The organism is Beutenbergia cavernae DSM 12333, from assembly GCF_000023105.1.
Lineage (GTDB): Bacteria > Actinomycetota > Actinomycetes > Actinomycetales > Beutenbergiaceae > Beutenbergia > Beutenbergia cavernae.
Genome location: NC_012669.1, coordinates 491,514 through 511,919 on the forward strand (window position 1 = coordinate 491,514; position 20,406 = coordinate 511,919).

The 20,406-nt window shown below is 74.3% G+C and carries 16 protein-coding genes and 1 tRNA gene; 5 read left to right on the forward strand and 12 right to left on the reverse strand.

Annotation, left to right across the window (positions count from 1 at the left end; all coding sequences use genetic code 11):
• Positions 1 to 224: 224 nt before the first annotated feature.
• Positions 225 to 297 (forward strand) — tRNA-Arg (locus BCAV_RS02220).
• Positions 298 to 401: 104 nt separating this feature from the next.
• Here the strand turns inward: BCAV_RS02220 and BCAV_RS02225 are convergent.
• Together BCAV_RS02225 and BCAV_RS02230 are read right to left on the reverse strand one after the other, a co-directional pair.
• Entirely contained in the window at positions 402 to 1,484 is a 1,083-nt protein-coding gene (locus BCAV_RS02225) for an ATP-binding protein (protein WP_012725486.1), read from the reverse strand.
• A 108-nt stretch (positions 1,485 to 1,592) separates the two neighbouring features.
• Positions 1,593 to 4,409 carry an ATP-binding protein gene (locus BCAV_RS02230; protein ID WP_012725487.1) on the reverse strand — a complete coding sequence of 939 codons (2,817 nt, stop codon included), beginning with the start codon at positions 4,407 to 4,409 and terminating at the stop codon, positions 1,593 to 1,595.
• Between the two features lie 180 nt (positions 4,410 to 4,589).
• On the opposite strand from BCAV_RS02230, the gene BCAV_RS02240 reads away from it, so the two are divergent.
• From BCAV_RS02240 to BCAV_RS02250, 3 genes are all read left to right on the forward strand, one after another.
• On the forward strand, positions 4,590 to 4,961 hold the full coding sequence (locus BCAV_RS02240) for a cupin domain-containing protein (protein ID WP_012725488.1): 372 nt from the start codon (positions 4,590 to 4,592) through the stop codon (positions 4,959 to 4,961).
• A 66-nt stretch (positions 4,962 to 5,027) separates the two neighbouring features.
• Positions 5,028 to 5,606 (forward strand): dihydrofolate reductase family protein, encoded by a 579-nt coding sequence (locus BCAV_RS02245; protein WP_012725489.1) that lies wholly within the window; start codon positions 5,028 to 5,030, stop codon positions 5,604 to 5,606.
• Between the two features lie 48 nt (positions 5,607 to 5,654).
• A complete protein-coding gene (locus tag BCAV_RS02250) occupies positions 5,655 to 5,996 on the forward strand; it encodes a DUF1801 domain-containing protein (RefSeq protein WP_012725490.1) in 342 nt (113 codons plus the stop codon).
• Positions 5,997 to 6,220: 224 nt separating this feature from the next.
• On the opposite strand, the gene BCAV_RS02255 is transcribed toward BCAV_RS02250, so the two are convergent.
• Positions 6,221 to 7,807 carry an MFS transporter gene (locus BCAV_RS02255; protein ID WP_012725491.1) on the reverse strand — a complete coding sequence of 529 codons (1,587 nt, stop codon included), beginning with the start codon at positions 7,805 to 7,807 and terminating at the stop codon, positions 6,221 to 6,223.
• 204 nt (positions 7,808 to 8,011) lie between these two features.
• Between BCAV_RS02255 and BCAV_RS02260 the strand changes: the two genes are divergently transcribed.
• On the forward strand, positions 8,012 to 9,472 hold the full coding sequence (locus BCAV_RS02260; protein ID WP_012725492.1) for a lipase maturation factor family protein: 1,461 nt from the start codon (positions 8,012 to 8,014) through the stop codon (positions 9,470 to 9,472).
• A 52-nt stretch (positions 9,473 to 9,524) separates the two neighbouring features.
• On the opposite strand, the gene BCAV_RS23265 is transcribed toward BCAV_RS02260, so the two are convergent.
• The 9 genes from BCAV_RS23265 to BCAV_RS02305 form a co-directional block, all read right to left on the reverse strand.
• Positions 9,525 to 10,406, reverse strand: coding sequence for an ABC transporter ATP-binding protein (locus BCAV_RS23265; protein ID WP_012725493.1), 882 nt, complete (start codon positions 10,404 to 10,406; stop codon positions 9,525 to 9,527).
• A complete protein-coding gene (locus tag BCAV_RS02270) occupies positions 10,399 to 11,448 on the reverse strand; it encodes an ABC transporter substrate-binding protein (RefSeq protein ID WP_012725494.1) in 1,050 nt (349 codons plus the stop codon). Before BCAV_RS02270 ends, BCAV_RS23265 begins: the two co-directional genes overlap by 8 nt.
• A 14-nt stretch (positions 11,449 to 11,462) precedes the next feature.
• Entirely contained in the window at positions 11,463 to 12,221 is a 759-nt protein-coding gene (locus BCAV_RS02275) for an ABC transporter permease (RefSeq protein WP_012725495.1), read from the reverse strand.
• Positions 12,218 to 12,511: a thiamine-binding protein gene (locus BCAV_RS02280; RefSeq protein WP_012725496.1), complete on the reverse strand. Its 294-nt coding sequence runs from the start codon at positions 12,509 to 12,511 to the stop codon at positions 12,218 to 12,220. The genes BCAV_RS02275 and BCAV_RS02280 overlap by 4 nt, the downstream gene beginning before the upstream one ends.
• A gap of 264 nt (positions 12,512 to 12,775) precedes the next feature.
• A complete protein-coding gene (locus tag BCAV_RS02285; protein ID WP_012725497.1) occupies positions 12,776 to 13,654 on the reverse strand; it encodes an aminoglycoside adenylyltransferase domain-containing protein in 879 nt (292 codons plus the stop codon).
• Between the two features lie 95 nt (positions 13,655 to 13,749).
• The gene (locus BCAV_RS02290) at positions 13,750 to 14,490 is read right to left on the reverse strand and encodes an LPXTG cell wall anchor domain-containing protein (RefSeq protein ID WP_050761567.1); all 741 of its coding nucleotides are present in this window, start codon (positions 14,488 to 14,490) and stop codon (positions 13,750 to 13,752) included.
• Positions 14,491 to 14,656: 166 nt separating this feature from the next.
• The gene (locus BCAV_RS02295; protein WP_050761570.1) at positions 14,657 to 16,480 is read right to left on the reverse strand and encodes a DUF4012 domain-containing protein; all 1,824 of its coding nucleotides are present in this window, start codon (positions 16,478 to 16,480) and stop codon (positions 14,657 to 14,659) included.
• Positions 16,481 to 16,845: 365 nt separating this feature from the next.
• Entirely contained in the window at positions 16,846 to 19,446 is a 2,601-nt protein-coding gene (locus tag BCAV_RS02300; protein WP_012725500.1) for an ABC transporter permease, read from the reverse strand.
• Positions 19,446 to 20,312, reverse strand: coding sequence for an ABC transporter ATP-binding protein (locus tag BCAV_RS02305; protein WP_012725501.1), 867 nt, complete (start codon positions 20,310 to 20,312; stop codon positions 19,446 to 19,448). The genes BCAV_RS02300 and BCAV_RS02305 overlap by 1 nt, the downstream gene beginning before the upstream one ends.
• Between the last annotated feature and the right edge of the window lie 94 nt (positions 20,313 to 20,406).

The following is a 20,406-nucleotide window of genomic DNA, read 5'->3' on the forward strand; positions in this document are numbered from 1 at the left end:
GTGCGGTGCGTGCCGGCCCGCACTCGCGCGCACGCACCGCACTCGCACTCACCGCACCCGCGCGTACCGCACTCGCACTCACCTCGCTCGAGTGCGCGCACCGCACCCACGCGCACCGCACGGGTCGTGACCGACCACACACCCGCCGTCGCCCGGGCTGATTCGTCGCGAGGCGCCCGGAGCGGGTATCCTGCTACGCGGCCCACGGCACGTTCCGGGGCCACGCGCCCGTAGCTCAACGGATAGAGCATCTGACTACGGATCAGAAGGTTGGGGGTTCGAGTCCCTCCGGGCGCGCTCGTTGAGACAGCGACGGAAACGGCGCCACTGCTGGGAGACCGGCGGTGGCGCCGTTCTCGTTCCGGCACGGACGCCTCGCGTGCGGCGAAGCCCCGGCGCCGTCAGCCGCGCAGCGGGACCGTGACGTCCGAGCCGCCCTCCAGCGTGAACCGCTCCGCGAGCTGCGCGATCGTCGGGGTCGCCGCGAAGCCGCCGGCGAAGAGTGCCTGGCCCTGCCGGAACGACGGCGCTCGCTGGAGGAGGTCGGGCGGCACCGCGCCGAAGAACTCGCCCAGGTGGGCGAGGTCCAGAGGCCCGTTGAGCTTCATCAGGCACAGGTTGTCGCACTGGGAGAGCACCTGCGGGTGGATCTTCGACGGTCGCTGCGTCGACAGCAGCAGCCACAGCCCGTACTTCCGGCCCTCCGCCGCGATCTGGATGATCCTCTCCGTGATCGCCCGCCGCACCGGCGTCAGCGGGTCCGGAGGGCAGAGGTTGTGGGCCTCGTCGATGACGATGAGCAAGGGCTTGCGCTCCGCGCGCAGCGCCCACAGCCGGTCGAGCACCGCGAGGGCCGCCGTCGTCGACTCCTCGGGCTCGTCGAAGCCGCCGAGATCCAGTACCGTCGCCGCGGGTCTCTCCTCGATCACCGACTCGACGCTCACCCGCCCCCGCGCCCACACGTCCCAGCCGAGGGTGCCCAGGTTCTGCACCCGGAGCAGGAGCGGCCGGGCGCCGGGCTCCGACGACTGCCGCAGTGCGGCCTCGAGCGCGTCGGCGTCCTGCGGGCCGGAGTCGTCCTGGAGCCGTCGCATGGCGTTGAACTCCTCGGCGTCGGCGATGGGGTCCAGGCGCAGCACGGCGGCGCGTGAGGCGAGGTCCATGGCGACGAAGCGGACGAGGAGCGGTTCACCCCCTTCGCCGCGCGGCCGGAACACCCGCACGTCCCGCTCGCGGATCTGCTGCGCGACGTCCTCCGGCGCGCTCGGTGCGGGCTGACCGAACGAGACGAAGTCCGAGTTTGGGTCCAGCACCAGCATCGGCAGCCCCGTGTCCAGGAGGAGCCGCTCGAGCACGACGCCGAGCGCGTACGTCTTGCCCGAGCCGCTCTGGCCGCACCAGAACGTGTGACGGTTGAACCGTGCGCCGTCGAGCGAGAAGGGTTCGGCGGACCCGGCGTGCGTGCCGACGGGGAGCTGGAGCATGAGCGACCTCGTATCCAGTGCGGCCGGACGAGGCACCGCGTCGTGTGCTGATGCGCTGGAACGTAGGACCACTCGGACCCGCCCGCAAGGCGAGGGTGGCCGGCGGCCTCAGGTGCCGACGAGAGCGAGCGTGCGTTCCCGCTCGAACGCTGCGCCCAGGTTCCCGAACAGCTCGGCCGCGTCGTGCAGCGCGTCGGTGTCGCCGGTGAGGCGAGCCCGGCTCCGCTGCAGCGATGCCGCCACCCACCGGTTCCTGCCCGCGTGGCGAGCGGCGGTCTCGAGCCGGTCCTCGACGTTCGGTGATCCGGCGACGACGGCGATCTCGGCCGCGACCGCGGCGGCGTACCCGTCGAAGCGTCCCGGGGAGAATTCCGCACCGACGGACGCGAGCACGCCGTCGAGCTCACCGGTGTGCAGCGCCAGCCGAGCTCTGACGAACGCGTCCCAGGGCGCGAGGTTGGGCGAGGCGTGAAAGTCGGCAAGGCCGGTGCCCTCGCGTGCGCGCTCGCGCCACCGGTCGGCCCCGCCGGAGTCTCCCGCCAGTCCGGCCGCGAGCGAGCCCGCCAGCATCGGTACGCCGAACGTGCTCGTGCGAGGCCGCCCGGCGTCCAGGAACGCGCTCCAGGAACGCTCGGCCAGGTCGACGGCGCGCGCGTGATCCCCGGCGAGCGCGGCGGCGACGACCAGCCAGTCGAGGCTCCGCCGGTGATAGGCCGCCAGGGAGGTCTCCGCGGCTGCACGTTCGCCGATCTCGAGCGCCTCGGCGACGGCGCCCGTCGCGATCGCGTAGGCCGAGGCCCCCCGGTGGGCGTCCACGATCTCGACGAGCGCTCCCGGATCGCTCCGGTCCATGAGCGCGACGAGGTCCAGACGCTCACCCGCGAGCCGGTGGGACTCGTCCGGCCGGCCGGACGCCGCCCACGCGGTGCTGCTGGCGTCCAGCGCCGCGCTGAGCAGCACGACGTCTCCCGTCTCGCGAACCTGCGCCACGGCGTGCGCGGCCGCCCCGGCGTCGACCAGCTGCGCGCCGTCGCCCGACAACCAGGCGCGCGCGACCGCCACTGGTGCGACCCGCCGCGACGCGCCGTCGTCGTCCCCTGCAGCGATCCGATCCGCCTCCGCGAACATCCCCTCCAGCACCGGCCGCTCCACCGGCCGCTCGAAACCGGAGCCGAGGAAGCGCCGCGCCACGACGACCGCGCCCGCGAGCGCGTCGGCCCTGACGCCGCCGTCCGCGCCGGCCACCTGCGCCGCCTCGAGCAGCAGGTCGTAGGCGTCCTTCGCGTGGGTGAGCAGGTGGGCGCAGCTCGCGGCGTCCGCCAGGTCCCGCGCTGCCGCCGCCCCCGAGGGAGCGAGGCGGGCTGCCGCGAGGAAGTGGCCGCGCGCCTCGCCGACACAGCCGCGGGCGGTGGTCAACCGGGCCAGGTCACGGACGAGGGCGTGCCGGGTGGCACCACCACCTCCGCCGCCCGGGAGGGCGCGGCCGCCTCCGTCACGCGTGGGGACGCTCGGGTCCTCGAGGCGCGCGCACGCACGCAGGTCGTCCTGCACGAGCTCGAGGGCGTCCCACCAGTCCGCGCCGGACGCCATGCGGCGCCTCAGGTCCGCGGCAGTCGACGCCGCCCAGGTGCGGTAGAGCCCGACGGTGCGCCCCGCGTCGTCGGACGCGTCGAGCTGCTCACGGGCGAACTGGCGGACGCTCGCCAGGAGCGTCCATCGGGCGGCGTCCTCCGCGCGGTGCACGAGGCTCTTGTCGCCGAGCCGGCCGACGACGTCGGCCACCGTGCCGGGCGCCAGGTCCGGGCAGAGCGCGGCCGCCGAGGAGAGCGTGAACGAGCCGGCGAAGAGCGACGTCCGGGCGAGCACGTACCGCTCGTCCGCGGCGAGCAGGCGATGGCTCCACTCGATGACGGCGCGGAGCGAGCGGTGCCGCTCGTGCCCGCCTCGCGACGCGGCGACGACGCGCAGCTGGTCGGCGAGGCCGGCCCGGAGCCCGGCGACTCCCAGGGAGGCGACCCGGGCTGCGGCGAGCTCGATCGCGAGCGGTGAGCAGTCCAGACGCCGGCACAGGTCCTCGACGTCGGCGGGCTCGGCAGCGAATGCCGGGTCGCCGTCGCGGGCACGCTCGGTGAACAGCACGACGGCCTCGTCGGCCACGTGCAGCGGCCCGAGCAGGAGGACCGTCTCACCGGCGACGGCGAGACGCTCTCGGCTCGTGGCCACGATGCTCAGCCCCGGACAGGCATCGAGGAGGTCCTCGACGAGCCCGGTGACGTCGTCGACGAGGTGCTCGGCGTTGTCGAGCACGAGGAGCACCCGACCTCGAAGAGCGGCCGCGAGCGCCTGCCGCAGCGTCTGCCCCGGGCCCTCCGTCACCCCGAGCGCTGTGGCGACGGCCTCGTCGACGTGTCCCGGCCGGGTCGGGACGAGGTCCACGTACGCTCCGCCTGACGGGAACGCCGGCGCCACCGCCGTCGTCGCGGCGATGGCGAGCCGCGTCTTCCCGGCACCGCCCGGGCCGACGATCGTCGTCAGGCGCGACTCCTGCGCCAGCCGGGTGGCGGCGTCGACCTCAGCACGTCGGCCGACGAACGACGTGCGGGGCGCGGGCAGGCCGATCACACCCGACGGCGTCCCGGCGCTGCGCAGCGAGTGCCGGTGAGGTCCGGGTACGCGTCGAGGCCCGTCGTGATCGGCGGGCCGGGCACTCCCGTCCGGGCGAGCCGTGAGCCCCGCGGCGGTCGCCGCGAGGTCGCGCCGGCTCGCGACACCGAGCTTGCGCAGCAGCGCCGAGACATGGGTCTCGACGGTGCGGACCGACAGGTGCAGGTCCCGGGCGATCTGTGCGTTCGTCAGGTGCTGCGCCACACCGACCAGGACGTCGTGCTCGCGAGGGGTCACCGCTTCCGCGGGCAGGGTGGGCACGCCCCCAGTATGCAAGGCCGGCCGCGGGAGGTCCGGTCCCGGGCGGCTGCTGCCCCGCGAGATTCCGTACCGAGTCCGTAGCGGCTCCGTGGTCACCACCGAGGTGGTGGTCCACCTGCAACCCACACGATGGCTGCACTGCCCCCGGCACCGCGTCGGGCCGAACGAGGGAGGACACCCATGCTGATCGTGGCCAAGGAGGCGGACCTGCGGATCGGGACCGGTCGGACCGTGCGCTTCGAGGGGGAGGGCTACGGCTCCGGGATCTCGTACTTCCACGTGGAGAACGAGCCGGGCCAGGGGCCGGACGCGCACGTCCACCCGTACTCCGAGACGTGGGTGGTCCTCGCCGGCACCGCTCACATGCGCACCGCCGACGGCGAGACGCTCGCGCACGCGGGCGACGTCGTCGTCGTCGGCCCTGACACGGCGCACGCCTTCCGGGCCGCCGGCACCGAGACGCTCCGGATGATGTGCATCCACGCGTCGCCGCGGATCCAGCAGGAGTTCCTCGCCGACGACGAGAGCGAGCGGCTCGCTGTCGCCTTCTGACCGGCATCCCTGCCCCCACCCATCCCCGGGCGTCAGCCCGACACCACCACCCCCTTGGAGTCACCTGTGAGTACACGCAAGATCGTCGTCGGCCAGTTCGTCTCGCTCGACGGCGTCGTGGAGTCGCCGCAGACCTGGCACTTCCCCTACCTGAACGACGAGATGGGGGCAGCGCTCGGCCAGCTCTACGCCGAGGCCGACACCCTGCTCCTCGGGCGGGCCACGTACGAGGAGTTCGCCGCCGTGTGGCCGCACCAGACCGGCGCGATGGCGGACGCGATCAACGGCGTCCGCAAGGTCGTGGTCTCGACGACACTGGTGGACCCCGACTGGCAGAACACGACAGTCGTCGCGCACGACGTGCTCCGCGAGGTGGCCCGGCTCAAGGAGTCGCCCGGGAGGGACATCGCCGTGACGGGCAGCATCACCCTGACCCAGGCGCTGCTCGCGGCCGGTCTGGTCGACGAGCTGCGGCTGCTCGTCCACCCGATCGTGCTCGGCGCAGGTCGTCGCCTGTTCGCGGACGGCGGCGCGTTCGCGGACGGCGAGGCGCCCGGCCGAGGAGCCACGCGAGTGCCGCTGGCGCTCGCCAGCTCGACGACGTTCGCCACCGGCGTGCTCGACCTCACCTACCGGCCCGCCTGACCTCGGCCACCTTCCCGACCCCGCACCCGACCGAGAGGAATCCCCACCATGACCACCATCGACGAGCTCGTCGCCGGACTCGACGACGAGCGACGCGAGACCGCCACGCGGCTGTGCACGCTCCTGGACTCGGCTCTTCCCGAGGCGAGTGCCCGCGTCTACCACGGGCATCCGGTGTGGCTCGACGAAGCGCGGCCGGTCGCCGGCTTCAAGCCCTTCCCGCGCTACGTGACCTTCATGATCTGGAACGCCGAGCCGATCGACGACACCTCGGGCACGCTCGTGCCGGGTGCCCGCATGTCGACGGTGAAGTACGCGGCGGCCGAGGAGATCGACGAGGCGCTCGTCCGCGACTGGCTCGCCCGGTCCGCGGGCGTTCGAGGCGCCTGATCCCGGACATGAATCTGGCCCACCGGCAGGGGGCGGTCGGTGGGCCAGACGAGGGGCGGAGGGGAAACCTCTACCCCTGGATTGGTGACTGGCCCGCCGGCAGGGGGCGGTCGGCGGGCCAGCTGAGGTCGACTGTAGCCCGGCGCCCCCCGCCGTCCCCAGCCGATCGGCTCAAGATTTCCGCAGGATCGACGAGGGCCCCCAACGGTGCGGCCCGAGCGGCGTCAGGAGTCCTCGCCGGCGGGGGCCGGCTGCGGCGCGGAGGCGCCGGACGAGTGCCCCTGACGTAGCGAAGGAACGTGGCGCAACGCTCCGAGCCCGATGACGGCGACGCCCACCATCACGCCGACGACGCCGACGAGCCCGGCCCGCATCCCGGCGAGGAACGCCTCCCGTGCGGCGTCCAGCAGCGCGTCGTCCCCGAGCGTGCGCGCGACCTCGACGGCGCCGGCCAGGCTTCCGCGTGCCGCCGCCTCGTCCGCGGCGGAGAGGGACGCCGTCGTCGACGCGGACAGGCGTGAGGCGTACACGGCGGCAGCGACCGAGCCGACGACGGCGATGCCCAGCCCGTAGCCGAGCTCGCCGCTGGACTCGGAGGCGGCGGCCGCGGACCCGGCCTTCTCGGGCGGCGCCGAGCCCACCACGAGGTCGGTGCCGAGCGTGACCATCGGCCCGCAGCCGAGCTGGAACAGGGCGTAGCCGAGCACGGCGAACGTCAGCGGGCCGCCGACTCCCGCCTGCGTGAGCACGACGACGCCGGACGCCGCCACGGCCATGCCGCTCGCGATGAGCACGCCCGGTCGGACGCGCCGCGCGAGCAGCGGCGACACGAGGAAGCCGGTGATCGACGCCACGACTCCGGGGAGCGTGGCGATGCCGGCCTCGAGCGGTCCCATGCCCCGCACGAGCTGGAGGTACTGCGTGACGAGGTACATCGTCACGCCGGTGGAGGCGATGAGCAGCATGCCGCCGACGCCGGCCGAGAACCGGTGGTTGCGGAACAGGCGCAGGTCGAGCACCGGGTCGGTCAGGCGCAGCTGGCGGCGGGCGAACGCCACGCCGAACGCGATCCCGGCCGTGAGCCCGAGCGCGGGGAGCGGCGCCCATCCGGCGCGCGCGAGCTCCTTGACCCCGAAGACGAACGGGAGGATCGCGGCGAGCGACAGGGCGACGCTCGCGAGATCGATGCGCCCCGCGGTGGCGTCGCGGTACTCCGGCAGCAGGAGCGGTCCGAGGATCAGCAGCAGCACCATCACCGGCACGCCCAGCAGGAACGCCGCGCCCCACCAGAAGTGCTCGAGCACGATGCCGCCGACCACCGGGCCGAGGGCGGCGCCGCCCATGAAGCACACCAGCCACACGCCGATCGCCTGCGCGCGTTGCGCGGGGTCGCGGAACAGGTTGCTGATGAGGGCGAGGGTCGACGGCGCGAGCGTGGCTCCCGCGATGCCCAGGGCGCCTCGCGCGACGATGAGCATGAGCGGGCCGGTCGAGAGAGCGGCGACGATCGACGCGACGCCGAACGCGGCGCCTCCGATGAGCAGCAGGCGACGGCGTCCGATCCGGTCGCCGAGCGTGCCGGCGGTGAGCATGAACCCGGCGAGCATGAACCCGTAGACGTCGAGGATCCAGAGCTGCTGGGTTGCGGTGGCCCCGAGGTCGGAGCTCAGGGACGGCAGGGCGAGCAGCAGCACGAACACGTCGATCGAGACCAGGAGCGCGGGGAGTGCGAGCACGCCCAGCGCCGTCCACTCGCGGGCGCCGGCGCGCGCGGGGACGTCGCGACGGGAGGTGGGCTGCGTCGTCGTCATCGGCTCGACTCCTTCTCGGTGGGTCCGACGACGTTACCCGCGACTGATCCTAAAGTGCAACCAGTCGCGGATGCCGAGGGTGGGGTGAGCGTCCGAGAGCGGGCCGGCACGCACCACACTCGGACGCTCACCCCGCACTCGGCGACGGCGAACGCGCCGGTGGACGCCTCGCGCACCCCACGCCGTCGGCCTAGCGTCGCTCGGGTGGAGTGGTTCGCCGCCGGCGACTACACGATCGCCCGCGAGATCCTGCAGCGCGGTGTGGCCGCGGTGTTCGTGCTCGCGTTCGTCGCGGTGCTGCGGCAGTTCCCGGCGCTGCTCGGCTCGGGCGGGCTGCTCCCGGTTCCGCGCTACCTCGCGCGGCTCGAGCGGGTGACGCGACGTTCGCGCGTGCTCACGCTCTTCTGGTGGCGGTACTCCGACGCGCTGCTGCGCACGGTGGGCTGGGTCGGCCTGCTGCTCGCGCTCTCGCTCGTGGTGGGGCTGCCGCAGGCGGGGCCGTGGTGGGTGCCGCTCGTGGCGTTCCTCCTGCTGTACGTGCTGTACCTCTCGATCGTGGAGGTCGGGCAGACGTTCTACGCGTTCGGCTGGGAGACGCTGCTGCTCGAGGCCGGGTTCATCGTGGCCTTCCTCGGGTCCGACGACGTCGCCCCGCCCGTGCTCGTGCTCCTCGCCGCGAGGTGGCTGGTGTTCCGCGTCGAGTTCGGTGCGGGGCTCATCAAGATGCGCGGCGACCCGGCCTGGCGCGACCTCACCGCGCTGTACTACCACCACGAGACGCAGCCGATGCCCGGTCCGCTGAGCTGGCACGCCCACCACGCCCCGCGCTGGTGGCACCGCGTGGAGGTGGCCGGGAACCACGTGACGCAGCTCGGGATCGTGTGGTTGCTGTTCGCGCCGCAGCCGGTCGCGTCGATCGCGGCGGGCGTCATCGTGCTGACCCAGGCGTGGCTCGTGGTCACCGGGAACTTCGCGTGGCTCAACGCGCTGACGATGGTCCTGGCCGCGTCAGCGATCTCGGACTCCTCGTGGCGGTGGCTCCTGCCGTTCCTTCCGGAGCCTGCCGACGACGGCGTCGCTTCCGGCGCGAACATCGGCTTCGGTGTCGTCGTGGCCGCGTTCTTCGTGCTGACGGTGGTGCTGTCGTACTGGCCGGTGCGCAACCTGCTCTCTCAGCGCCAGCTCATGAACGCGAGCTTCAACCGGTTCCGCCTCGGCAACACGTACGGCGCGTTCGGGTCGATCACGCGGCGTCGTCGGGAGGTGGTGGTGGCGGGCACGCTCGCGGCCGAGCCCACCGAGGACGACTGGCGCGAGTACGGCTTCCGCGGCAAGCCCGGTGAGGTGCGTCGGCGGCCGCCGCAGGTCGCCCCGTACCACCTGCGTCTCGACTGGCTCATGTGGTTCCTCGCGCTCGGCGGCCGCGACGAGGCCTGGTTCGTGGCATTCCTGCGGCGGTTGCTCGAGGCCGATCCCGCGACGCTGCGACTGCTGCGGCACGACCCGTTCGACGGCGTCGCGCCGCGGTTCGTGCGGGCGCGCGTCTATCGGTACCGGTACACGACGCGGGCGGAGCGGCGGGTCTCCGGCGACACCTGGGTGCGGGTGTCCGCGGGTGTGCTCGTACCGCCCGTCGCGCTCGGGGACCTGCCGCCGACGCCGTGAGGCCGCAGGCGCCGGCGGCGGAATCCTTGATCGGACGCGGTCCGTGCGCGATTCAGACCCGAGCGGTCGATTCAGGGGCTCCGGAGGGTCTGAATCGACCGCTGGGGTCTGAATCGTGATCAAGGGCAGCGAGAAGCTCCGTCCGCAACTCGGGGTGGGCGTCGTCGCGGCTCACGGCGCTGCCTGGGACCGCCACCTCGCGCACGATCCGCCCGGGACGGGCGCTCATCACGAGCACCCGGTCGGCGAGGCGCAGCGCCTCGTCGACGTCGTGCGTGACGAGGACGACGGCGCCGGCGGCGGCGGCGCCGTCGGCGGTGGCCGCGCCGAGCCGAGACGACCCCGGACCGACGGCGAGTCGACCCACGCCGGAGGCTCCGCCGTCGTCCGCGTGACCGGCGAGGTGGAGCCCGGCCAGCCAGTCGTTCATCGACCGCCGGGTGAGGGCGTCCAGCGCGCCGAACGGCTCGTCGAGGAGCAGCACGCGGCGTCCGGCGAGGACCGTCCGGAGGAGGGCGAGCCGTTGGCGCATCCCGCCCGAGAGCTCGTGCGGCCACGCCCGCTCGAACCCCGCGAGCCCGAACCGGTCGAACAGCTCGGCGGCGCGCGTCTCGGCGTCCGGCACGCCGGCGATCCGCGCCCCGACGAGTGCGTTCGCCCAGGCTCGGCGCCACGGCAGGAGCGCGTCCCGCTGCGGCAACCACGCGACGTCGGGCCTTCCGCCCTCGTGCGGGACGTCGATGGCGCCGTCGAACCGGGCACCCGCGGGAAGCAGTCCCGCGAGCGCCCGCAGCACCGTCGACTTGCCGCACCCGGACGGCCCGATCACCGCGACGAACTCGCCGTGCCCGACGTCGAACGTCGCACCGCGCACGGCCTCGACGGCGTCGAACCGCACGCCGAGGCCACCCACGGCGAGGAGCGGCTCAAGCATCGGGCAGCAGCTCGTCGGTCCACAGGGCGTCGGGGTCGGTGCCCGGCGCGGCGAGGCCCTCCGACACCAGGAACTCCACGAACGCGTCCCACGTGGCCGAGTCCTGCGCGCCCCACTGCTCGGGCGTCGAGGAGTACCGCGGCGCCAGGTACGCCGCGGAGAGACGTACCAGCTCGGCGTCGAGCGCCGGCGCCGCCGCGAGCAGGGCGTCCGCTGCCGCCTCCGGGTCGGCCGTCGCCGCCTCGTAGCCGCGTGCGGTCGCCTCGAGGAACGCGCGGAGCAGCTCCGGGTCGGAGTCGACCAGCTCCTGGGACGTCGCCACCAGAGGCGTGTACCAGTTCGGGATGCAGTCGGTGTGGTCGGCGAACGGGATGGTCGTGACGTCGAGCCCGTCGACGTCGCGCAGCCGGATCGTGTCCCAGCCCTCGAAGACCCAGCCGACGTCGAACTGGTCCTGCGTGAGGCCGATGCGGAAGTCGTCGCTCGCGAGCGGCGTCATCTCGACGGCGGCCGGGTCGCCGCCGTCGCACGCCACGAGGCGCTCGATGAGCGCCGCCTCCAGGGCCGACCCGTACGTGCCGTACCTCCGGCCCGCGAGGTCCGCCGGTCGGGTGATCCCGTCAGCGGTCAGGGAGATGAGGCTCGAGGTGTTCTCCGGGATCACGGCGGCGATCGAGACGACGTCCGCCCCCTGCTCCCGGGCGGGGACGAGGGACTCGGCGACCGACAGGGCGACCTCTGCCTGGCCCGCGGCCACCAGCTGCAGCCCCGACGTCTCGCCGGGCTCGACGATCTCGACGTCGAGGCCCGCGTCGGTGTACCAGCCGCGCTCGGCGGCGAGGTAGATGCCGGAGTGGTTGGTGTTCGGCGTCCAGTCGAGCACGAGGCGCAGGCGCTGCGCCTCGCCGTCGGCGCTCGCTCCGCCTCCGATTCCGCCGCACGCGGCGAGCGTGGCGCACAGCGCGAGGGCGACGACGGCGGCCGGCACGGCCCGGGACCGGCGGGCGACCCGGTGGGCGCGCCCAGGATGGGTGAGCGTCATGATGGCGAGTCCTTTCACGAGAGGTCTGGGCGCTGCCACGGCACGAGGCGGCGGGACAGCGCGTCGACGGCGAGCACGAGGGCGCCCGTCACGAGACCCACGAGCAGCACGCCGACGAGGATCTGGTCGACGGCGTACGCCTTGCGGGAGTGCTGGATGAAGACGCCGATGCCGCTGGCACCGGCGAGGTACTCGGCGACGACGGCCGCCCCGATCGCGTACGTCGCGGCGATCCGCAGGCCGGCGAGGGCGCCAGGCAGGGCGGCGGGCAGGCGCACGAGGGCCAGCTCGTCGCGGCGCCCGCCTCCGAGCCCGCGCACCATGTCGGCGAGCTCGGCGTCCGCGCGGGCCATGGCCGAGCTGGTGGCGACCATGACCGGGAAGAACGTCGTCAGCGCGACGAGCACCACCTTGCCGCCGATCCCGAAGCCCGCCCACAGGATGAGCAGCGGGGCGAGGACGACGGTCGGCACGGTCTGCGTCAGCACGACCAGCGGCAGCACGGCGTCGCCGATCACCGGCACGAGGGCGACGACGACGGCGATCCCGGCGCCCGCGAACGCCCCGGCGGCCAGCCCGAGGCCGGCCTCGGTCAGCGTCGTGGCGAGGTGCGCGCCGAGCTCGTCGTGCAGGCGCACGCCCGCGGCGAGCACCGCCGTCGGCGCCGGCAGCACGAACGGCGGGAGCTCCGCCGCCCGCACCGCCAGCTCCCAGACGGCCACGAGCGCCGCCAGGACGAGACTCGGCAGCAGGACCCGCCGCGTCCTCCTCACGCCCGGAACTTCGTGACCAGGTCCGCGATGGTCGGGCCGGCGTCGTCCTTCCCCTGCGCCAGGCGGATCGTGGTCATGGTGCTGTCCGCGCCGGCGGCGAACGTGGCCTCGTGGACGTCGCGCACGAGCGACCAGATGCGGTCCGGCGGTCCCTCGATCACCGTGCCGAGCGCGTGGACCTCGTACGTGAGGCCGGACGCGGCGATCACCGCGATGGCGGCGTCGACGTGGGCGTACTTCTGCTCCGGGGTGCCGCTGGGGCGGGGGGAGACGTGGATCTCGACGAGCACGGTTCACTTCCTTCGGGAGTGAACCGGGCATGACGGCGGAAGGTCGACGGCATCCGACCACGAGCCCGTAGGCGGTCGACCGAGAAGTGCACGATTCCTCGCACGGCGTCCCTCCGCTGGCATTACCCAGTTCAGGTTCACGGGTCGACGCGCGCTCGCCTCGCGGCTGCGGCGCATCCTCTCAGCCCGGCTGTCCCGAGCTCCCCGGCGTTGGCGCGTCCACCCTAGCGCCACGGAGCGGACCCTCGACGCCGCCGGTCCGCGCTACGGACTGACCCATCCGGCGAGCGCGTCCCGTGCGTCGTCGCGGAACGCGCGCAGCGCCGCCGGGTCCCAGTCGTGGCCGTCGGTCGGCCGCTCTGCCTCCGACACCGGCCGCCCCGAGCGGTAGCACGCGAGCGCCTGGGCGACGACGCCGCGCCGCGGCTCGGGCAGGTTGGCCAGGGCCCAGAGGGCGCCCTCCTCCTTGCTGGTTCCCTCGGCCACCGCGCGCTCGATGCCGACGGCGTCCGCACGGAGCGTCCGAGCGACGTTGAGGACGCCGTAGTACGGGGACTCCAGCAGGTGGTCGTCGGACAGGGTCCAGGCGAGGTCCGCGCCCACGGAGTCCCGGAACGCCTCGAGCGGCACGGCACCGAACAGCTCCACGGGCGGCGGTCCGAGCAGCGCGACCCCGCGTGCCCGCGACACCACCACGTGCCCGGCCAGATCGCCGTCGACCTGCTGGGCGGCGACGTCCACGCGCCCCTCGAGAACGGCGTCCCGCCACGCCGCGGAGTAGTGCAGCTCGTACGGGCTCGGGTGCCGGAACGTCGCGGCCGCAGCCGCCGTGATCGCCGACACCTCGAGGTCACCGAGGATGGGGCGGGTGCCGGCGAGCTGTGCGAGCCCGCGCGAGAGGCGTGCCCGGCTCGTCGGCTCGATCGGGTCCGCGACGACGACGAGCAGGTCCAGGTCGGCCTTCGCGCGGTAGAAGCACCCGGCCGCGAGCGACCCGTGCAGGACCACCCCTGCTACGCCGTCGCCGAGCTCGTCCGTGAACAGGCCGACGGCGGCGCTCACGTAGGAGCGGATGTCCGGGTCCGCCGTCGCCCAGCTCTGCGCGCGGTCCGGCGGGTGCGGGGTGAGGGCGGCGGACGTCACGCGCTCAGGGTGGTGGCCGAGCGCGGGGCCACGCAACGGGATAGCTGGCGCCGGGCCGGCCCGCGCATCTGGCGCGGGCCGGCCCGACAGGTCCCTCAGCCCTGGTGGGCGCGTCGCCTGACCGCTGCGACCGTGAGCCCGCCGAGCACCACGAGCCCGCCGGCGATCCCGGCGTACGTCAGGGTCTCGGTGCCGGTGTTCGGGAGGCGTGCCTCGCCGCTCGACGGCGGCGGCGGGTCCTCGCGTCCGGGCGGGTTGGCCGAGCAGCTCGGCGTCGCCGGCGGGTAGCTGACCGTGGCGCTCGCCGTCGGGTTGACCTCGATCGTCACCGTGATCGGGTTGCGCAGCCACGCGTCGGAGGAGTCCTCGACCCACTCGCCGCCGACGAACGCCCACCCAGGCCAGTCCGTCGGGGCGCCCGAGCCGTCGACAGCCGCGCCGGGCCACAGGATCGTCCCCGACAGGGGGAGGTCCGTGTACACGACGTTGCCGCCGCTCGGGTTGACGAAGGTGATGGTCGCCGTCGAGCCCTCCGTGTTCTCGACGTCGACGTCGTACACGAGGTACGGGGCGTCGCCGTCGCAGATCGGAGAGAGCACGTTGAGGAGCATCGTCGGCTCCGGCGGCGGCTCGTAGTTCGTGGGCTCCGGCGTCGGCGCATCCGTGTTCGTGGGGGCCGGCGACGGCGACGGCGGCGGTTCCGTCGTCGGCGGTGCTGTCGCACCGAGAGCTGGAGCGGCGAGCAGCGCGGCAGGCACGAGAAGGCACGTGACCGCCAGGGCCCGCACCGAGTGGCGGCGCTTGCTCGGATGTGGTGATCCGACTGACGTGAGCATGTCCTCGACCTGTCCTTCCGGCGGCCGCTCCCTCGAGCCACCGCGCCTTGAACCCCGATCGCCGTCGGCGACTCGTCGAGCATGGCAGCGGGCTCGGGCCGGGGGGAGGGCTGCGGGCCGGAATCACCCGCGCGCGGGGAAGTTCACCCCGGGGTGAGGCGGAGGGTCACCCGCAGGTGGCCACGGCGGCGTCGCCGCCGTGGCGCGCCGTCGGTGTCATCCAGGTCCCGCCGGCGCCGGCCGCGCCGCTCGTGGTGACGGTCAGCGTCGTGGACTCACCCGGCGCCAGCTCCACGGTGACGACGGTGACCTGCCGGCCGGCGCCGTCGTCGTGCACGTCTCCACCGATGACGACGCCGTCCCGCGCGATGGAATCGATCGAGCCGCCGGCGGGGGAGTAGATCGCGACGTTCGTGCGGAGCACGCCGGGCTCGAGCGAGCCGGCACCCGCGGAGCCGAGGACGTACCACGGCAGCTGCGCGACGTCGGCGGGCACGCTCGACGTCAGCGTGACGGTCCGCGTGAGCGTGACGGCGTCGGCGTCGGCGGCGCAGGCGGCGACGCTCGTCGTCTCGACGTCGAGGTAGTAGTCGAGTTTGGCGCCGGTGCCGTCGTTGAGGAAGACGCCGGAGGCGGCGGGTTCGGCCGCGAGCGATCCGCCGACGCCGAGGCCCACGAGGTCGGCCTGCAGGTCCGCGTCACGGCTCCAGACGTTGATCCGGTGCTCCTGCGCGGCCCGCTCGACGGCCGTCGCGAGCAGGCTCGGGTCGACCGCGCCGCCGAGCGCCGAGCCGAACACGGCGGCGCTGACGCCGGCGAAGAACTCGTCCTGCTGCGCCGGCTCCGGGAACATCGCGTACGCGCCGCTCAGGAGGAGGTCGACGGCGCCGTCCGCGTCGATCCGGCCGCCCGGCACGTCCACCGGCCCGGTCGAGGTGAGGACGTACGACAGGGCCACCGGGTCCACGGAGATGACGCCGTCCACCGCGCCACGGCCGGACGCCTCCCACATGGTCGCCGCGAGGGACGCCGCGCTCGGGAAGTCGGGGAGCATCGTCGTGTCCTGGATGTACCGGGCCGGGCGGTCGCCGAAGATCTCCGCGTCCTCCGGGGCGAGGCCCGGAACCGGGTCGTCGAACGGCCCGACGTCGGCGGTGGAGACCTGGTCGGTGAGCGCGACCCGGCCGTCGTCGGCGGTGAGAACGGCCAGGGCACCGGGGATCCCGCCCGCGGAGCGCAGCTCGGAGTTGGTGAGGAACAGCACGAGGTACCGCTGCTCGCCGTCGGCACCGAGCAGCGGGGGAAGGACGGTGGTGACGGCTCGGGCGCTCGTGAGCTGCTCGTCCAGCGTGGCGAGGCCGGCCTGCAGCGACTCGACCGGTCCGGCGACGGCGCCGCGCAGCTCGGCGGGGTCGAGCGCGGCCACGTCGGCGACGACGCCGGCGAGCGCGTCGCTCGCCTCGCGCACCAGCGGTGCAGCGGCCTGGATCGGGGCGAGGTCGACGCGACCGTCCACGGGTCGCAGGGCGGCGAGGTCGACGCCGTCGCGGGCTGCGAGCAGCGGCGGCAGCACGTCGTGGGTCACGACGTCGACGGCGTCGGCGCTCACGCTCACGGCGTGGACGTCCGCACCGAGGCCGGGGAGCCGTGCGGCGAGCCACCAGAGCGGGCCGTCGGTGCTGGTGCGCGCGGTGGTCGTGAGGTCCTGGAGGTGGGCGAGGTCGACGTCGGCCGTCGGGTCGGCCTCGAGCTGCTGCTCGGCGGCCTGGACCAGCGGGACGGCCTCGGCGAGGGCGTCGCGGGCGCGGAGGGCGTCGAGCGCGAGCAGGGCCGCGGCGGCGACGACGGCGACCAGGAGCGCGGCGATGGACCAGCCGACGATGCGGCGCCCGGTGCGACGTCCCCGAGCAGGGCGCGCAGCGTCGTCGTCCGTGAGCAGGTCGTCGAGGACGTCCTGCTCGCGGGTGTCGTCCTCGCGCACGTCGGCCACCTCGTCACGCTAACCGCGCGCGCGCCGGACCTCGGGGGCGGTGCGGGGTGAAACTCGTGCCGTCCGGGGCGAAATCTCGCGGGCGCGATCGCGGGAAGCGGGGCGGCATTGGGTGAGGTGTGCGGAACCTACGGCAGTGACCCGGCCAGCGGGTCAGAGACGTAAGGGCGCAGCGACCCCGGGGGTGGGGCCACAAACCTCTCGCGGTGGGGCCACGGACCTCTCGCGAAGGGGCCACGAACCTCTCGCGGTCGGGCCACGGACCTCTCGCGGTGGGGCCACGGACCTCTCGCGGTCGGGCCACGAACCTCTCGCGGTGGGGCCACGAACCTCTCGCGAAGGGGCCACGAACCTCTCGCGAAGGGCTACTCGGTGGAGATGGCCTCGAGCACGGGCAGGCGCGAGGCGCGCACGGCCGGGCCGACCGCCGCCACCAGCCCCACCACCACGGCGAGCGCGAGGATGAGCCCGATCCGGTCCCAGGGCACGGCGAGCACGGACAGCCCCTGGTCGGCGTAGACCGACGGCAGCGCGGCCGCCAAGGCGACCCCGACCGCCACGCCCACGAACGTGCCGAACACCGCGATGAGGATCGACTCGATGGTGATCGTCGCTCCGAGCTGCAGCCGCCCGAGCCCGACGGCACGCAGCAGCCCGATCTCGCGAGTCCGCTCGACCACGGAGAGCGCGAGCGTGTTGACGATCCCGAGCACGGCGATGATCACCGACAGCGCGAGCAGGGCGTACAGGATCGCGAGGGCCTGGTCGACCATGTCGCCGAGCAGCGACGTCAGCTCGTCGGCGTCGAGGGCGGAGACCACGACGAACGGTTCGAGCGCGGTGTCCAACGCGTCGCCGAGGTCGGCCACCGAGGTCCCCGGTGCCGCGTCCACGAGCACCGCCGCGACCTGCGGCTGCCGCATGATCTCGTCGAACTGCTCGTCCGCCAGCAGCACGTCCACGGCCACGACCTGCGAGTCGATGACGGCGCCGATCGACGTCGTCAGCCTCGCGCCGCCGTCGCCGGTCAGCTCGATCGAGTCCCCCACCGCCCAGCCCTGCTCGACGGCGACGCGCTGCTGCACGGCGACCTCGCCGTCAGCCAGCGCGTCGAGCGACCCGGAGCGGACGTCGAGAGTGAACGCCCGCTGCACGCCCTCGGCGTCGATCCCGCCGAGGGTGGCGGTCTCCGAGCCGCCCTCGGGACCCTCCGTCCGGCCCTCGCCGAACCGCACGGCGTCGGCCGTCCCGACGCCGGGCACCCCCTCGACGGCGGCCACGGCGTCGGCCGGGACCACCCCCGTCGCGGACCGCACCATGAGGTCGGCGGCGACCTCCGTCGTCACGATCGACCGCGTCGACGCCTGCGCCGAGGCGGCGATCACCGCGCACGCCGCGACGAGCGCCATCCCGATGAGCAGCGCGCTCGCCGTCGACGCCGTCCGGCGCGGGTTGCGCGTCACGTTGCCGCGCGCGAGAGCGCCGAGCGGCTTGATCGGCAGGAAGGGCAGTGCCAGCACCCGGGCGCACGCCCGCGCGATCACGGGGGCGATGGCGATCGTCCCGAGCAGCGCCGCGCCCGCCCCGACCCCGAGCCACAGGCCGCGGCCTCCGGGCAGGGCCGCGTCCGCGTCACGGACCGCCGCCACCACGCCCGCGGCGCCCAGCACGAGCAGCACGGTCCCGACGATCGCCCGCAGCAGCAGCGACCGTTCCGTGACGACGACGTCGTCCCGCATGGCCTCGACGGGTGCGGTCAGCGCCGCGCGGCGTGCGGGGATCGCCGCCGCGACCACGCTCACGAGCGTGCCGGCGACGACGCACGCGGCGATGGTCGCCGCGGACAGCGGGATCTCCCCGGAGAGCGTCAGCCCGAACACGGACCGCAGGCCGGCGCGCACCACGTGCACGAGCCCGTACCCGGCCACGGCGCCGACCGCCGAGCCCACGAGTCCCACCACGGCCGCCTGCACGAGGACGACGCCGAACACCTGGCCGGGCGAGGCGCCCAGCGCCCGCAGCAGGGCGAAGTCGCGCTGCCGCTGCCGCACCGACATGGCGAACGCGTTGGCCACGATGAAGGCGCCCACGAAGAGCGAGATCCCCGCGAACACGAGGAGGAACGTGCCGAGGAAACCGAGGATCGACTGGACCTGGGCGTTCGCCTCCTCGCGCAGCTCGTCGCCGGAGGCCACCTCGACGTCGTCGGTGGCGAGCGGCTCGAGCGCGGCGAGCAGGTCGTCGAGGGCGACGCCGTCCTCGGCGTAGATCGCCACCGAGCCCACGAGTCCCTCGGGAGCGTAGGCGGCCGTCGCGGTGTCGAGGTCCAGGAACGTGAGCGTGGCCCCGGCGGCCGGCGTGCCGAGGCTCGCCTCGCCGACCACCGTCACCTCGCGCACCGAGTCGCCGAGCACGACCTGCGTCGCGTCCCCGACGGCGAGCCCGGACGCCGCGAGCGCGCCCGTCTCGAGCGCGACCTCGTCGGCGGCGCGGGGCGCGCGTCCCTCGACGATCGTCACGCCCGGGTCGTCGTCCGCCAGCGCGACGCCGATCGACGGCGCCTGCCCGTTGATCACGGCCTCGCCGTCGGCGCCGACGAGCACGAGTGGACCGGAGACGTCGGGCACCGCTTGCGCGACGCCGTCGATCGCCGCGGCGTCGTCCGCCAGCGTGAGCGGGACGAGCGCGCGTCCGCCGCCCCCGAACATCGCGCCGGAGGAGCCGCCCTCCGGCGGTCCGTCCGCGGGATCGAAGCCGCCGGCGTCGTCGGAGTCGGCCACGGCGGGACCCCGCAGATACGCGTCGCCCTGGATCGTGCTCTGGACGATGGACGAGAACGTCGCCGAGAGCATGGCGCGCAACGAGAACGTGCCGGTCACGAACGCGACGCCGAGCAGCACGGCGAGCACGGAGAGCCCGAAGCGGCCGAGGTGCTCGCGGACCTCGCGCCACGCGACGCGGCGCATCAGCGCTCGGTCTCGGGCGTGAGCTCGCCGAGCGCGTCGAGGATCCCGGTCTGCGTGGGCTGCTCCAGCTCCCCGACGATGCGGCCGTCGGCGAGGAAGAGCACCCGGTCGGCGAACGCGGCGGAGCGCGGGTCGTGCGTGACCATGACCATCGTCTGGCCGAGGTCGTCGACGCTGCGTCGCAGGTACTCCAGCAGGTCGCCGGCGCTGCGGGAGTCGAGGTTGCCGGTCGGCTCGTCGGCGAAGACGACGGCGGGGCGCGCCACGAGCGCGCGGGCGACGGCGACGCGCTGCTGCTGGCCGCCGGAGAGCTCGCTCGGGCGATGATCGAGCCGGTCGCGCAGGTCGACGGCGTCGACGACGGCGTCGAACCGCTCGCGGTCGACGCCCGCCCGGGCGATGTCCATCGGCAGGGTGATGTTCTCGGCGGCGGTGAGGGTCGGGACGAGGTTGTACGCCTGGAACACGAACCCGATGTGCGTGCGGCGCAGCGCGGTGAGCTGCCGCTGCGACATGTCGCTCACGCGCTGGCCATCCACGGTGACTGTGCCGGACGTCGCCGTGTCCAGCCCGGCGAGGCAGTGCATGAGCGTCGACTTCCCGGACCCGGACGGGCCCATGATCGCCGTCAGCGCGCCGCGCGCGAAGTCGACGTCGACGCCGCGCAGCGCGTGCACCGCCGTCGACCCGGCGCCGTACACCTTGACGAGGTCGCGGGCCGTGACGATCGCGTCGCCGACCGGACCGGGGGAGTGCAGCGCGTCGCCGGCCGCGGCCGGCGCACCGGTGGGGTCGACGACGGCGCCCGGCGACTCGGTCGGGTGGGTTCCGGTGGTCTCGGGGCTGGGTGAGGCGTGGCGCGGCACGGGTCCATCGTCACCTACGACGGGGTGGTTGCGCGTCCCCTGGGCGGGGGAACGCCCACGCGAAGGGTGAGCGCGCGACGTGCCCGGCGCCCGG

Excerpts from the sequence above, each read along its gene's own strand:
- BCAV_RS02290 (WP_050761567.1), bottom strand. The coding sequence starts at position 14,490 with ATGCTCACGTCAGTCGGATCACCACATCCGAGCAAGCGCCGCCACTCG.
- BCAV_RS02300 (WP_012725500.1), bottom strand. The coding sequence starts at position 19,446 with ATGCGCCGCGTCGCGTGGCGCGAGGTCCGCGAGCACCTCGGCCGCTTC.
- BCAV_RS02225 (WP_012725486.1), bottom strand. The coding sequence starts at position 1,484 with ATGCTCCAGCTCCCCGTCGGCACGCACGCCGGGTCCGCCGAACCCTTC.
- BCAV_RS23265 (WP_012725493.1), bottom strand. The coding sequence starts at position 10,406 with ATGCTTGAGCCGCTCCTCGCCGTGGGTGGCCTCGGCGTGCGGTTCGAC.
- BCAV_RS02250 (WP_012725490.1), top strand. The coding sequence starts at position 5,655 with ATGACCACCATCGACGAGCTCGTCGCCGGACTCGACGACGAGCGACGC.
- BCAV_RS02240 (WP_012725488.1), top strand. The coding sequence starts at position 4,590 with ATGCTGATCGTGGCCAAGGAGGCGGACCTGCGGATCGGGACCGGTCGG.
- BCAV_RS02255 (WP_012725491.1), bottom strand. The coding sequence starts at position 7,807 with ATGACGACGACGCAGCCCACCTCCCGTCGCGACGTCCCCGCGCGCGCC.
- BCAV_RS02270 (WP_012725494.1), bottom strand. The coding sequence starts at position 11,448 with ATGACGCTCACCCATCCTGGGCGCGCCCACCGGGTCGCCCGCCGGTCC.